A 14,664-nucleotide genomic window follows, 5' to 3' on the forward strand; every position below is an offset into this window, starting at 1 on the left:
GTAGTCAAACCCAAGGCATCCGATGGACAAAGGCATTCTCAAGAACGTAGCAATCAACTTCTTCGGGTTGGTGCTGCCGACTTTCGTCTCGCTCGTGACCGTGCCGTCGTATATCAAGCTGCTCGGTGTCGAGCGCTACGGCGTGATCAGTCTCGTGTGGACCCTGATCGGCTACTTCGGGATCCTCGATCTCGGCATGAGCATGGCCGCGCAGAACCACATCTCGAAGGCGCGCGCCTCGGGCGACAAGGGCGAGAGCGCGCGCGTGTTCTGGAGCGCGACGTGGCTCAATCTCGCGACCGGTGTGGTCGGCGGCCTGATCATCTATTTCGGCGCGTTTCTGTACACCGCGTACTTCACCAAGGTGTCGCCCGAGTTGCAGCATGAGGTCTATATGGCGCTGCCGTGGCTCGCGGTGGCGATTCCGATTGCCAACGTGTCGTGGGTGTTCGCCGGTGCAATCAACGGCGCGGAGCGCTTTGGTGTCTACAACACCAATCAGACGATCGGCACCTTCCTGTTCCAGTTGCTGCCGCTCGGCGCTGCACTGTGGCTGGGGGCGACCTTGCAAAACGTGCTCGCGGCCGCAGTGTTCGCGCGGATTCTCGCGGCGATTCTGCTGGGCCGTTCCGCGCTGAAAGTGCTGGAGATCCGCAGCATTCTGCCGCCGCAACTCGGCGTGGCGAAGGGGCTCTTCAACTTCGGCGGCTGGATGCTGATTGCGAGCGTCACCAACATGATCGCCGAATCGCTCGACCGCGTGATGCTCGGCACGAGTCTCGGCGCGCGTTTCGTCACTTACTACACGGTGCCGCAGAACCTCGTGACGCGTCTGAATATCGTGCCGACCGCGTTGGTGCGCACATTGTTTCCACGGCTCTCAGCTGTGGGCCGCGCGGATGCGGACACCATCACGCAGCAGTCGCTCGAATTCCTCAATGGCGTGTTCACGCCAGTGGCGCTGGTCGCGATGCTCGTGCTCGAACCGTTCCTGCATCTATGGGTCGGCAATGAGATCGCCACTGTGGCCGCGCCGGTGGGCCGGATCATGATCGTCGCCGTGTGGCTCGTCGGCCAGGCGAACGTGACGCGGATTCTGATCCAGTCACAGGTCAATCCGGCCACCGCCGCGCGCGTCGGCCTCTTTGAATTGCCCTTGTTTGCAGGGGCATTGTGGCTCGGCATTACCCATTTCGGGTTGACGGGCGCGGCGATTGCCGTGGCCGGCCGGGCGCTGTTCGATTACGCCGTGCTGCTGCGCCTGTCGGCGATTCGCGCCCGCCAGATCGCGCTCGACATGCTTGCGCACCTCGCTTTTCTGCTGGCCAGCCTGTGGCTTGCCAGCTTCCTGCCGAGTCTCGCTCTCGCGATCGCTGCCGGCCTGTTGATGGTTGGCGCGAACGTCGCCTGGTCGATCACGATGACACCCGCTTTGCGCGATCTTGCGCGTTCACTGCTGTTGCGACTGAATCCGAGGAAAAGCGCATGAACCACGAAGTCCTTGAAGAAGCCGTGCTGCATCCCGTGAAGCGCAGCGCACTGGCTGAACTCACCACCGTTCCCGGTGTTCAGGCGCCGTCGCGCCGCTCGGCGTTGCGTAGCGACAAGACGGTGCGCGTCGCGATCGTGCACGACTGGCTCGTTACCTATGCAGGCGCCGAGAAGGTGCTCGAGCAGATCGTTGCGTGCTTTCCGGACGCCGACCTCTTCAGCCTTGTCGATTTTCTCGACGATCGCAGCTTCCTGCGCGGCAAGCCGGTCACGACCTCGTTTATCCAGAAACTCCCGCTTGCACGGACCAAATACCGCACGTATCTGCCGTTGATGCCGCTCGCGATCGAGCAGCTCGACGTGTCGGCCTACGACGTGGTGATTTCCAGCAGTCACGCGGTGGCGAAGGGCGTTCTGACCGGCCCCGATCAGGTGCATATCAGCTACGTGCATTCGCCGATTCGCTACGCATGGGACTTGCAGCATCAGTATCTGCAGCAGTCGAAGCTGACCGCCGGGCCGAAGTCCGCGATGGCGCGGCTGATTCTGCACTACATCCGCAACTGGGATATCCGCACGTCGAATTCGGTGGACGGCTTTGTTGCGAACTCCGATTTCATCGCGCGGCGGATCAGAAAGGTTTATCAGCGCGAAGCGCAGGTGATCTTTCCGCCTGTCGACGTCGAAGCGTTTGCGCTATGCACCGACAAGGATGATTTCTATCTGACCGCCTCGCGGATGGTGCCGTACAAGAAGATCGATCTGATCGTCGAAGCGTTCGCGCAGATGCCGGAGCGCAAGCTCGTAGTGATCGGCGACGGCCCCGATATGCAGAAGATCCGCGCGAAGGCCGGGCCGAATGTCGAGATCATGGGTTACCAGCCGTTCAAGGTGCTCAAGGAAAAGATGAGCCGTGCGAAAGCTTTCGTGTTCGCCGCGGAAGAAGACTTCGGCATTTCAGTGGTCGAAGCCCAGGCCTGCGGCACGCCGGTGATCGCTTACGGCAAGGGCGGAGCGCTTGAAACCGTGCGCGATCTGTCCGAGTCGAAGCCCACGGGCATGTTTTTCGACGAGCAGAACGTCGAGTCGATCATTGCGGCGGTCGAGCGTTTCGACGGCCACGTGAAGCGTTTTTCGCCGGCGGATTGCCGCGCCAACGCCGAGCAGTTCTCGGCCGCCAATTTCCGCGAACGTTTCTTCGCCCACGTGCGGGCTTCGGTGCCGGCATTGCGCTCGGCAACATTGCCGACGTACGTTCCTTATAAAGCAGAGCCGGGCGCCAACGCACCGCGCATTCTCGCAGTCGACCAGAGCGGCGTGCTCGGCGGCGCCGAGTTATCGCTGCTGGAAATCGTCAAAGCTTTGCGCTCGCGCATCGAAGTCGTGCTGTTCGACGACGGTCCGTTCCGCACGGCTTTGGCCAAGGCTGGCGTAACCGTCAACGTGCTGGAAGCCGGCGCATTGCGCAATGTGCGCAAGCAGGGCGGTTCGCTGCCGAAGGGCCAGGCGCTCAAGGGCTTGCTGTCGCTCGTGCGCGCTACCGCGAAACGCGCGCGCGACGCAGAGGTGATCTACGCGAACACCCAGCGCGCGATGGTGATCGGCGCGATTGCCGGCAAGCTCGCCAGACGGCCGGTGGTCTGGCATCTGCGCGATATCGTGAGTCCCGAGCATTTCGGCGGCAAGCAACTGGCAATCATCAAGTGGTGTGCACGCCTCGGCCTCACGCACGTGATCGCCAATTCAGCGGCCTCCGCTCACGCCTTCGCGGAACTCACGCACTTCGACAAAAAGCGTATCGACGTGGTGTTCAACGGTATCTCCGCGACGCCGTTCGACGCCTTGCGTACGGTCCCGCAAGCGACGCTGCGCCAGCGGCTGAACCTGCCGCAGGATGCGTTTCTGGTCGGCTCGTTCAGCCGCCTCGCGCGCTGGAAGGGCCAACACGTCTTGCTCGAAGCGATGGTCCTCAATCCGCAGATGCACGCCGTGCTGGTGGGTGCGCCGCTGTTCGGCGAGGACGCGTACGAGATCGAGCTGCATGCGTTCGTCGCCGCGCACAATCTGGGCGGCCGGGTGCATTTCCTCGGCTTCCAGCACGACATTCCGGCTTGCATGTGCGCGGTCGATGCGGTGGTCCACACGTCGATCACGCCGGAGCCGTTCGGTCGCGTGATCGTCGAGGGGATGCTGGCGCAGCGGCCGGTGGTGGCGGCACGCGCGGGCGGCGTGCTGGAGATCATCGACGATTACGAGAACGGCGTGCTGTGCACCCCCGGCGACGCGCATGGTCTCGCCGATACGCTCGCCGAGTTGCGCTCGAACGACGACCTGCGTAACAAGCTGGTCAGAAACGGCTATCAGACGGCGCTGAGCCGGTTCGGGACGACGACGTATGTGGAAGGTGTCGAACGGATTCTGAAGCGCGTGGCGGGCCGTTGAGGGGCTCGCGCGGGCGGTTAGCCGGATGAACGTGCGAAGTGATTTAACGCGGGGGTAGACAGGGACCTGGCCGGTTCCTGCCGTTAGCGCAGCGGAGCAAAAGTCCTGAGGACTTTCGCTCCGTTTTTTATTGTGCCGTGGGCTGCGCGTGCAACCGGGCTCTACTACGTGGCTTCGTGTTTCTGACGCGGATTGATGAAGGGTATTTCCGGCGCGGATGTAGCGTTAGTCCTACGAATTGAACTGAACCAGCTGATTCTCTAATGAGGGTCAGTGCCGTATTGTTCGCAATCGGTTTGCAAAAAACGTAACGATTGCGAGGAGATGCGGTGAGAATTCCAGTTGAGAGTCATGCAGAAGCATCGTCGGCAACAGTCCGGGGCGCGGCCGGCACAGCGTTGGTCATCGGGGCGGCACTGTTTTCTTCCTTCTGCCATGCCGATGACATCACGTATGGCTATGACGCGTTAGGCCGGCTCACATCCGTCACGGTGTCTGGCGCCACCGCGTACTACGACTACGATGCGGCGGGCAATATCGCCGCAATCAGGCGGCAGGGGACTTTGTTCTCGGCGCTGCCTGTGAGCAGCGCGGGTTCTCCCCCTGTATCAGAAGCCGGTAAATCGCCGGTTTCGCCACCCTTGACTCAGGCCAGCGCGCGCTAGACGCACGACGCCCAAGCTTTTTCTTTCCAGATCACAGCCAGATTCCCATGCAATCAACCGATGCCCGTGCGGTGCGGCGTGTGTTGTCGCGCCCGTTTTTTCTGTTGTTCCTTCTGTTTGCGTCATGGTTCGCCGCACCGCATGCGCGCGCCATTGAATGTCCAATGGCCTACGCCAGAGCCGGCGCCTTCCCGACCGACCCGCAATGCTCGCTGAAGGCGGCTGCGGCCGATTTCGGCGGCATGGGCGGCTACACCTGCGGCAACCCGTTGACCATTGCCGCGTATTGCGGCGGCGGCTCCGCTGGCGGTAGTACCGTCGGCCCGGTGCCAGCCGAGGGCGTCATCGCCGCAGACGGCGACCTCCCCGATGGCCACGCCGGCGACGCCGGGGGCTGCGCGGCTGACGCGACAGCCGGCTGCGGCAGCAGCACATCGGGGGCGGACCCGGTGAACCTGTCCACCGGCCAGTTCAGGCTGGTCGCGCATGACCTGCATATTGCTGACACGATCGCACTGGATGTCGCGCGTGTCTATCGCAGCAGTACCTATGATGCATCTGGAAGTCCGGTGGCCGGCGTGTTCGGTGTGGGGATGACGTTTGCGTACGACAGCTACCTGGTGTTCAGCGCAGCGGATGACAGTGGCGTGCGACAACGCGTCGAACTGTACCTGCCGAGCGGTGTGCGGGTGCCGTTTACCCCGCGCGCAGGCACCACGGCGGCCTGGGATGACCTGACGAGCCCGGGCGCGTACTACCGCGCGGGGATCAGTGGCGGCAGCGCCGGCATGACACTCACGCTGCGCGACGGCCGGGTGCAGCAGTTCACGATGGTCAACGGGCTGTACCGGTTGAGCCGCGTTCAGGATCGCAACGGCAATGCGGTCGTGATCGCTCGCGACAGCGCGAACGGGGCGATCACCGGCATCACGGGTCCCAATGGGCGCAAGCTCGCCTTCACGACGGTGGCCGGTGCGCGCGGCACACCGCTCGTCTCACGCGTGACTGATCCGCTGAACCGCCAGGTCAGCTATACCTACGACAGCCAGGACCGTCTCACCCAGGTCACGGACGCAGCCGGCGGCGTGTGGAAATACGGCTGGGACAGCAAATCACGGCTGGTGAGCGTCACCGACCCCGAGGGCAATCTGCAGGTCACCAGTACCTACGACGACAACGACCGCGTGGTTGCCCAAAAGCTCGCAGACGGTAGCACCTTCGGCCTCGCCTATACGGTCACGGGCGGCAAGGTGACCAGGACCGAAGTGACAGACCGCCGCAGCAGCATCCGCCGTCTGGAGTTTGATGCGAATGGACGGGTGCTGCGCAGCACCTATCCGGCCGGCCAGCCGGAACAGCAGGTGCAGACCTTTACGTACGACGCGACCGGCCGCGTGACTAACCTCGCTGCAGGCGACCGCCAGTACACCTATGGCTACGACACGAACGGCAACCGCAGCAGTGAAGCCGACCAGTTCGGCACGCTGCGCACACGTACCTACGACAGCTACAGCCAGGTACTGACGGACGCAGAGGCCGGCGACCCGCAGCGCGGCGTTGCGATCGCCTACACGTACGACTCGAAGGGCAACCTGCTGACGGTCACCGACCGCCTGGGCAACCGGACCACGCTGACAAGCGACGGCCAGGGCCGCCCGCTGACGGTGACCGACGCGCTCAAGGGCGTGACTAAGTTCACGTATACCGGCGCGGATCTGACCAGTGTCGCCGATCCGCTGAATAGGACCACGCAGTTCACGCCCGATGCCGTGGGGCGCGTGACGGCAGTGCAGGACCCGCTGGGTAACACGACGAAGCGCACGCTCGACGCGCTGGACCGTACGACCGACGTCACCGACGCGCTGAACGGAGTAACCCGCTTCACATGGGACCGCAACGGGAACCTGTCAAGTCAGGCGGACCCGAAGGGCGTGACGACCCGTTACGCCTACAACGCGGTTGGCCGGCCGGTGAGTAAAACCGACCCGCTAAGTCATAGTGAGACATACACGTGGAACAGCGCGGGGCAACTGGCGAGCGTGACCGACCGAAAAGGGCAGGTAAAAACCTATACCTACGACGCGGCAGGACGTACGAAGCAGATCGATTTCCGGCCGGCAGCCGGCACGGCGGTGAGCCGGAGCTGGCATTACGGCTGGGATAACACGCTTGACAAGCTCAGTGGCATCGGCGATTACGGGCCGAGCCGGCGCGGCAACGTCGCTGCGGACCAGTCGATTGGCGGCACGGTCCTTTACTACGATCGTCTCACGGGCAGGCTGACGCGGACTTCCGACTGGCCGTCCCTGCAGGGCATCTGGTCATATCGCTACGCATCCGACACGCGTGAGCTGGCCGGCATCGACATGGACCGTGCAACGGTGGACTACAGCCGTGATGCGGAGCATCGCGTCACGCAGATCGCGTATCGGGTGAACGACGAGACGCCGCGCACTTTCGGATATACCTACGATGCGCTCGGGCGGCGCAGTCAGGCGACGCTCGCCAGTGGCATCACGGCGGCCTATACGTGGGATGCAGCCAGCCAGTTGACGGCCATCACGTACAGGCGCGCCGATGGCAGCGTGCTGGGCGACCTGACGTATGGATACGACCAGGCTGGGCGACGCACGAAGGCCGGTGGCAGTCTCGCGAAGGTTGATCTGCCGCAGGCAGTGGGTGACGCGCAGTACAACGCGGCCAACCAGCTCACACGGTGGGCGGGCAGGACATTGTCGTATGACCTGAACGGCAATCTGGCCAGTGACGGCGTGAGCCAGTACGGCTGGAACGAACAGGGTCTGCTGGGCCAGATGACCGGCAGCGTGACGGCAAGTTTCAGCTATGACGTGTTTGACCGGCGCACGGACCGCACGGTCAACGGCCGGCGTATGCAGACCGTCTGGATCGGGGATGAATTGAACTTCATGGTGCCGGACGGGGACTGGTCACAGCGCATCCGCGTGTTCTCGCCGTATCCGGAGAGCGGGCTGGATGAACTGACGTACCGGCGTATCGGAGACGATGCGGGTCAGGACCGGTACGTGTTGCGCGATGCGAATAACAACGTGATTGCGCTGACGGATGCGAACCAGCGGAGCCTGACGCAGTATCGGTTTGAGCCGTACGGTGCGACGACGCAAACCGGGGCGGCAGATCCGAATCCGCAGCAGTACATCGGGCGGGAGAATGATGGGACGGGGCTGTATTACTATCGGAATCGGTACTACAGCCCACAAACCGGACGGTTCATCAGCGAAGATCCTATAGGGTACGCGAGTGGGCAGACGAATGCGTATGCCTACGTCAACGGCAATCCTGTTCAGTTCAATGATCCGTTTGGGCTTGGGCCATGGGACAACCTGTATGGGCTTCCTCGGGACTTTTGGCGCTGGTATCACGCCAGCGGCAATATGACAGGCGAAAAGGTGGGCAACGGACAGGTGCCAAAAGCTGAGGCGCTAGGTGCATATGGAGAATGGAAGCGTCTGGGTCAGCCGGGCCCTGGGTGTAATTAATGCAATGCAGCGTCGCGGACTGCCGTCAGGACGGAATTATGAAACTCACCATTTGGGTTGATGCTCAATTTCATGAGTTGAAAGACTCGGAGATTGACAGCATGAAAAAAACATTTGCCGTTCAGCAAAGGGAGGGTTCAGATGGGCGGCGGAAGATTCATGTCTGGCTTTCTTCCAGTGAGAGGGCCGTTGATGATGTGGATTCAGAGATTCAGGATTTCTTAAGAAATCTGCAGGTGTGTGGATTTGACGAGACGGCGGAAAACGTTTTGCGCGTTGCAATATTTTATGAATTGAATGAAACAATTGTATTTCGGTTTTCTATCTCATCATCAACCATAAGGTTGTTGGCGGATTGTGGCATGTCGCTGGAAACCGTCGGATATCCCTGTTCCGACGACAAGCCTCGGTCAAGCGACGTTTCATAGCATGACAGAAGGGCCGCGTTCGCGGCCCTTCTTTATTTAGAGCGGCGTAATGATGAGTTCCTGGTGCTCGACGGTGATACGCACGCGCTGTCCGGGTTCAAGGCCGGCGGTCTCAATCCACCGTCCGGAGAGCTTCATCCACGAAAAGAAGAACAGCAGGACCTAACCCTATCGCGACTTAAAACTCGCCGACCACTTCATCGCCGGCAGTTCGACCAGCCGGTAGAACACGTAGGCCACCGGCACGGCCACCAGCATGTAGCCGAACGACGGCCAGATCGACATCTGCAGCGACGAACGGAACAGGATCGACGACAGCAGCACAAAGATCGGCAGATGGATCAGGTACAGCGAAAAGCTGAAATCGCCGAACCGTGAAAGGAGCCGCACGCCAAGGGTATTGGCCTGATCACCATCAGGGCGCTCCAGCGCCTTGTACAGATAGAAGGCAAAGCCGACCGCCCAGAGCTGGAATGCCCCGTACTGGCCGAAATGAAACGCCGCGCAGCCGAGCGCAATGAACGCCGCGGCGAGCACGTAGAGCCAGACCGACGAACGCGTATCCGGCGTGCTACGGGCCTTCGCGTCCGCAATCCACGCGCCGAGCATCCACGAAAACCAGTAGGACGTGAAGAACTGCAAATCGTGGCGTTCGAACACATAGGCCGAAACCACATTGATCACCGCGACGATCGCCAGCACGGAAGTCATGCCCAGACGCCGGCGCAGCGCGAATAGCAGCGGATAGATCGCGTAGAACTGCACTTCGAGCGATAGCGTCCAGAGCGCGCCGTTCGACCCAAACGTCTTGCCGGCCACGCCTTGCAGCGAAAACAGGTTGACGAGGAAGGCCTGCAGGCCGATCTCGCGGATCTTGTGGTTGACCGGCGGCAATTGCAAGCTGACCCAGTCGAGTGCAAAAGTCAGCACGAGCGCTGCCAGCAAAACCGGATAAATCCGCGCGAAACGGCGGATCCAGAAATTGCCGGTGTCGAGCCGGTAGTCGGGATTTTTTGCCAGACGTAGCGCACCGCCGCGATGAATGCAGTAGCCGCTGATCACGAAGAAAATCGGCACGCCGGCCGAACCCCACGCAATCGGAAAGGTCAGGTAAGCCGCGATCGTACTCAGACTGAAGGAATGGCCGACACTCTGGTGAAAAGTCTGCATGCCCACCCATTCAACCTGGCGGCAATGAAAATACGCGACCAGAAGCGCGGCGAAGCCCCGCATGGCGTCGATTACATGTTCCTTGCCGGCGCTCTCGGCGCGCGCTTCGCTCTGCGCGCGCGGCGCGGCGGCCTTGCGTGACGGGGAAAGGGGCAGGGATGAGCCGGCGGCATCCAGTGCTGAGTCGCTCATACGCGGTCCTTATTCTGAGGGAAAAAAAGCTTATTCCGCGGGCACGCCATGCGCGCCCGCGGTGCATCACATGCTAGTGCACAGCGGAGCTAAAAAAACGATAAAAAATTGCGTGGCAAATCGAATTAAATGGCGATTTTGTGACGAAGTGTAATTCCGCATAAGTACTTGCTACATCGAATTATTTACCGCTTTTGTTGTGCTAATTTAAAGCACGGATTCTCTTGACCAGAGGTGAAGTCATGAACCTGCATTTACTCGCCGGCATTGCCGTGCTGCTGATCCTTGTCGCAGCCTCCGCCTACCGCGAGGCGCTGCGCAACGAGCCGATCCGCCGTTTTCGGATGAACCCGGGCAAGCTGCCCCAGATCGACGAGAACGAATGAGCGGTGTCCGGGGGCGCCTTCGTACATCCACGATGCACCCCCGGACGCGCTTGAGATGGCCCGCGATCCGCTTCGCCGGATACGTAAAATTTTCGGAATTTCAGAAAATAATTCGATACGAATACGTAATTGTTTCCTGATGCATGTCACGATCCGGAATATCGAAGGCCAATCGATTTATTTATCTGGATCGAGAAAAATTAATGCACGAAATAGATTGATTTTTTTGTTAATCTTTTCGGCGACATCAAGTGGCCGCGAGGCCCGCGAACACACTAATTTCTAACCGATGTGGGAATGCCTACCATGCTGAAAGTCACCAAAGCCGTGTTTCCCGTAGCGGGCCTCGGGACACGCTTTTTGCCGGCTACCAAAGCAAGTCCCAAGGAAATGCTGCCGATCGTCGACAAGCCGCTGATTCAGTACGCGGTTGAAGAGGCGATTGCCGCCGGCATCACCGAGATGATCTTCGTGACGGGCCGCAGCAAGCGCGCTATCGAAGATCATTTCGACAAGTCCTACGAGATCGAAGCCGAACTCGAGGCACGCAACAAACAGAAACTGCTCGACCTCGTGCGCAGCATCAAGCCGGCTAACGTCGACTGCTTCTATGTGCGCCAGGCCGAAGCCCTCGGTCTGGGCCACGCGGTGCTGTGCGCCGAGAAACTGGTGGGCGACAGCCCGTTTGCCGTGATTCTGGCGGACGACTTGCTGCACAGCTCCAAGCCGGTGATGAGCCAGCTCGTCGACACCTTCAACCACTATCACAGCTCGGTGATCGGCGTCGAAACCATCGCGCGCGAAGACAGCCGTTCGTACGGCGTCGTGGATGGCCGCGAGTGGGAAGACAATGTGATCAAGCTGTCGGGCATCGTCGAAAAGCCGGCACCGGACAAGGCGCCGTCGAACCTCGGCGTGGTGGGCCGCTATGTGCTGATGCCGACTATCTTCAAGCATATCCGTGCGCTCAAGCCGGGTGCAGGCGGTGAGCTGCAATTGACCGATGCGGTGCAATCGCTGCTGACCGAAGAGCAGGTGCTCGCGTATCGCTACTTCGGCACACGCTTCGATTGCGGCAGCAAGTTGGGCTATCTGAAGGCGACGGTGGAATTCGCGCTGCGTCATCCGGAAGTGAAAGCGGAATTCGAAGCGTATTTGCAAACCTATATGCAGGCGAATATGCAGGTTGGCGCGCCGGCTCAGTACACGGCTGAAGCCGCTTAAGGTGTAGGAAACTCTTCACGCTTCACGCAGAAGCAACGCGCAACACTACCGCGCAAATTAAAACGGGCGCCGCATCATGCGGCGCCCGTCTTTCTATCTGGCCGGGTTTGCGGCCGAGGCCTGGGCGGCTCGCAAGATTGAGCCGTGTACCCGGACCACGCGCAAAAAGGCCTTTACTGCGCCTTCTTCACTTCCAGCCGGAACTTATGCAGCAACGGTTCCGTGTAGCCGCTCGGCTGTTCACGTCCTTCGAACACCAGCGCTTGCGCGGCCTTGAACGCCAGCGTGTCGAAGCCCGGCGCCATCGGCTGGTAGTGCGGATCGCCCGCGTTCTGCTCGTCGACCACCTTCGCCATGCGCTTGAAGGTCTCTTCGACCAGCTCGCGCGTGACCACACCGTGATGCAGCCAGTTTGCAATGTGCTGGCTGGAGATACGCAGCGTCGCGCGGTCTTCCATCAGACCGACGTTGTGAATATCCGGCACCTTCGAGCAGCCCACGCCCTGATCGACCCAGCGCACCACGTAGCCGAGAATGCCTTGAGCGTTGTTCTCGACTTCGCTGCGGATCTCATCCGCGTTCCACTTCGCTTCGGCGACGACTGGAATCGTCAGCAGACCGTCGAGCAGTTCGTCGCGCACCTTGGAGTAGTCCGTGCGCTCGAGCTCCTGCTGAACCGCCTGCACGTCGACCTGGTGATAGTGCAACGCGTGCAGCGTCGCGGCGGTCGGCGAGGGCACCCATGCAGTGTTCGCGCCGGCCTTCGGATGCGCGATCTTCTGTTCGAGCATGGCGTGCATCAGGTCCGGCATCGCCCACATGCCCTTGCCGATCTGCGAGCGGCCACGCAGGCCCGCGCTCAAACCGACCAGCACGTTGCTGCGTTCGTACGCGGCAATCCATGCGCTCGACTTCATGTCGCCCTTGCGCATCATCGGACCGGCTTCCATCGCCGTGTGCATTTCGTCGCCGGTGCGGTCGAGGAAACCCGTGTTGATGAACGCGACACGCTCGGACGCTTCGCCGATACAGGCGAGCAGGTTGACGGAGGTGCGGCGCTCCTCGTCCATGATGCCCATCTTGATCGTGTTGCGCGGCAGCTTCAGCAGGTCTTCGACGCGCGCGAACAGTTCGCTCGCGAACGCGACTTCGGCCGGGCCGTGCATTTTCGGCTTGACGATATAGATTGAACCGGTGCGCGAATTCAGCTTGTGCTTGCGGTCGTGCAGTGCGCACAGCGCGGTGATGACGCCATCGAGAATGCCTTCCGGAATCTCCTTGCCGTCTTTCGTCAGCACGGCCGGGTTCGTCATCAAATGACCGACGTTGCGAACGAACAGCAGCGAGCGGCCATGCAGCACGACCGGCGCCGTACCGTTCGCGGCGGTGTACACGCGATCGGCGTTCAGACTGCGCGTGAAGGTCTTGCCGCCCTTCGTGACTTCTTCAGTCAGGGTGCCGTTCATCAGGCCGAGCCAGTTGCGATAGAGCTGGACCTTGTCGTCCGCATCCACGGCTGCAACCGAGTCTTCGCAGTCGATGATCGTGCTCACCGCGGCTTCGACCAGCACATCCTTCACGTGCGCCGAATCGGTCTTGCCGATCGAATCGTTCGCGTCGATCTGGATTTCGAAGTGCAGGCCGTTGTGCTTCAACAGGACGGCGGACGGTGCGCTCGCCTCGCCCTGATAGCCGATGAATTGCGCCGGCGTTTTCAGCTCGGTCTTGCCGCTCTTCAGCGTGACGACGAGCTTGCCGCCTTCGACGCTATACAACGTGGCGTCGACGTGCGAGCCGTTCGCGAGCGGGGCCGCCTGGTCGAGAAACTTGCGGGCGTAGGCGATCACCGCGGCGCCACGCACCGGGTTGAAGGCCTTCTGCTTTTCGGCGCCGTTGGTCTCGGGGATCGCATCGGTGCCGTACAGCGCGTCGTACAGGCTGCCCCAGCGCGCGTTGGCCGCGTTCAGCGCATAGCGCTGATTCGACAGCGGCACGACGAGTTGCGGGCCGGCCTGTTCGGCGATTTCGGTGTCCACCTGGTCGGTCGTGGCTTTGACGCTTGCCGGCGACGGCACGATGTAGCCGATGCCTTCGAGGAAGGCACGGTACGCGCGCAGATCGCGCACCGGACCCGGATTGGCGCGATGCCAGCTGTCGAGTTCGGTTTGCAGGCGGTCGCGCTCGGCCAGCAGCGCACGGTTTTTCGGCGCCAGCTCATGCACGAGGGCGTCGAAACCTGACCAGAATGCGGCGCTGTCGATTCCGGTGCCGGGCAGGGCTTCGGTTTCGACGAACTGGTCGAGGTTGGCGGCGACTTGCAGTCCACCGCGCGTGTTCATCTGAGTCATCGACTGCTCCATCCTTGAATGGGACCGATGAGGGGGCATCGGTCCGTGTTGTGTTTCGTTTTTATTGCCGCCGCCTTGAACGGATTCCGAATGGCTCCGGACTTAAGCAGCGATTGCCTGAATACCCGCCTTGGCGATCTGCGCGTCCTGATCCGACTTGACGCCCGACACGCCGACGGCGCCGACCACCTGACCGTCGACGATCACCGGCACGCCGCCTTCCAGCGTGCCTTGCAGCGGCGCGCTCAGGAATGCCGTGCGGCCGTTGTTGATCATGTCTTCGTATACCTTGGTTTCGCGGCGGCCGATTGCCGAAGTACGGGCTTTTTCCGTCGCGATGTACGAGCTGGCCGGCGCGCTGCCGTCCAGACGCAGCATGCCGAGTTGATGGCCGCCGTCGTCGACCACCACGATGGCAACGGCCCACTGGTTCTTCTCGGCCTCCGCGCGGGCGGCTTCGAGGATGCGGGTCGTTTCGGCAATGGTCAACACGGGTTTGCTCAGCATAATGAATTTCCTGTTTCGTTTATGGTAGGGATGCTTCTACAAGTTCAGTTCAGTGACGCACCGGAATGTGCCCGGCGCCGGCTCTGTCTTTGCCCGAGCGGTTCGATTGGGGATTTTACGTCCAAGCGTGGCCGGACGAAACGACCGCATCGCCCGGCCGGTTTCAGGCAGCATGGCGAACTCCGCCGGATTCGCAATCGTGCGGCGCAAACTCTTGCGCAGCAGGCGTTCCGAGGCGGACCGCCCTACAACGGAGCTCGGTAGGCCGCTCAAGTTCAGTGCGACCGATGCCC

Annotated in this window: 11 protein-coding genes; 7 read left to right on the top strand and 4 right to left on the bottom strand. The window is 61.5% G+C overall.

Features of this window, described 5'->3' with window-relative positions; translation table 11 throughout:
- Window positions 1-22: 22 nt before the first annotated feature.
- The 5 genes from R8871_RS21950 to R8871_RS21970 all read left to right on the top strand — a co-directional run bounded on the left by R8871_RS21950 (window position 23) and on the right by R8871_RS21970 (window position 8,544).
- Window positions 23-1,489, top strand: coding sequence for a flippase (locus tag R8871_RS21950; protein WP_175052336.1), 1,467 nt, complete (start codon window positions 23-25; stop codon window positions 1,487-1,489).
- Window positions 1,486-3,933 (top strand): glycosyltransferase family 4 protein, encoded by a 2,448-nt coding sequence (locus R8871_RS21955; RefSeq protein ID WP_175052337.1) that lies wholly within the window; start codon window positions 1,486-1,488, stop codon window positions 3,931-3,933. Before R8871_RS21950 ends, R8871_RS21955 begins: the two co-directional genes overlap by 4 nt.
- A gap of 329 nt (window positions 3,934-4,262) precedes the next feature.
- Window positions 4,263-4,598, top strand: a complete 336-nt coding sequence (locus R8871_RS21960; protein WP_246287638.1) for an RHS repeat domain-containing protein — start codon at window positions 4,263-4,265, stop codon at window positions 4,596-4,598.
- Between the two features lie 47 nt (window positions 4,599-4,645).
- On the top strand, window positions 4,646-8,116 hold the full coding sequence (locus tag R8871_RS21965) for an RHS repeat-associated core domain-containing protein (protein ID WP_175052339.1): 3,471 nt from the start codon (window positions 4,646-4,648) through the stop codon (window positions 8,114-8,116).
- 38 nt (window positions 8,117-8,154) lie between these two features.
- Window positions 8,155-8,544, top strand: a complete 390-nt coding sequence (locus tag R8871_RS21970) for a hypothetical protein (protein WP_175052340.1) — start codon at window positions 8,155-8,157, stop codon at window positions 8,542-8,544.
- 36 nt (window positions 8,545-8,580) lie between these two features.
- Here the strand turns inward: R8871_RS21970 and R8871_RS38735 are convergent, their stop codons facing one another.
- Complete coding sequence (locus R8871_RS38735) at window positions 8,581-8,682, bottom strand: SymE family type I addiction module toxin (RefSeq protein WP_281370246.1); 102 nt, start codon at window positions 8,680-8,682, stop codon at window positions 8,581-8,583.
- Window positions 8,683-8,712: 30 nt separating this feature from the next.
- Window positions 8,713-9,906 (bottom strand): acyltransferase family protein, encoded by a 1,194-nt coding sequence (locus R8871_RS21980; protein ID WP_175052341.1) that lies wholly within the window; start codon window positions 9,904-9,906, stop codon window positions 8,713-8,715.
- Window positions 9,907-10,148: 242 nt separating this feature from the next.
- Between R8871_RS21980 and R8871_RS21985 the strand changes: the two genes are divergently transcribed.
- Both R8871_RS21985 and galU read left to right on the top strand, forming a co-directional pair.
- Window positions 10,149-10,292, top strand: a complete 144-nt coding sequence (locus R8871_RS21985; RefSeq protein WP_167378338.1) for a hypothetical protein — start codon at window positions 10,149-10,151, stop codon at window positions 10,290-10,292.
- A 306-nt stretch (window positions 10,293-10,598) separates the two neighbouring features.
- Window positions 10,599-11,516, top strand: coding sequence for a UTP--glucose-1-phosphate uridylyltransferase GalU (gene galU, locus R8871_RS21990; RefSeq protein WP_175052342.1), 918 nt, complete (start codon window positions 10,599-10,601; stop codon window positions 11,514-11,516).
- 173 nt (window positions 11,517-11,689) lie between these two features.
- Here galU and R8871_RS21995 read toward each other — a convergent pair whose 3' ends face one another.
- The gene (locus R8871_RS21995) at window positions 11,690-13,864 is read right to left on the bottom strand and encodes a malate synthase G (protein ID WP_175052343.1); all 2,175 of its coding nucleotides are present in this window, start codon (window positions 13,862-13,864) and stop codon (window positions 11,690-11,692) included.
- Between the two features lie 102 nt (window positions 13,865-13,966).
- The gene (locus R8871_RS22000) at window positions 13,967-14,371 is read right to left on the bottom strand and encodes a heme-binding protein (RefSeq protein WP_175052344.1); all 405 of its coding nucleotides are present in this window, start codon (window positions 14,369-14,371) and stop codon (window positions 13,967-13,969) included.
- Window positions 14,372-14,664: the final 293 nt, after the last annotated feature.

Origin of the sequence: Paraburkholderia sediminicola, assembly GCF_902859805.1 — a bacterium.
GTDB lineage: Bacteria > Pseudomonadota > Gammaproteobacteria > Burkholderiales > Burkholderiaceae > Paraburkholderia > Paraburkholderia sediminicola.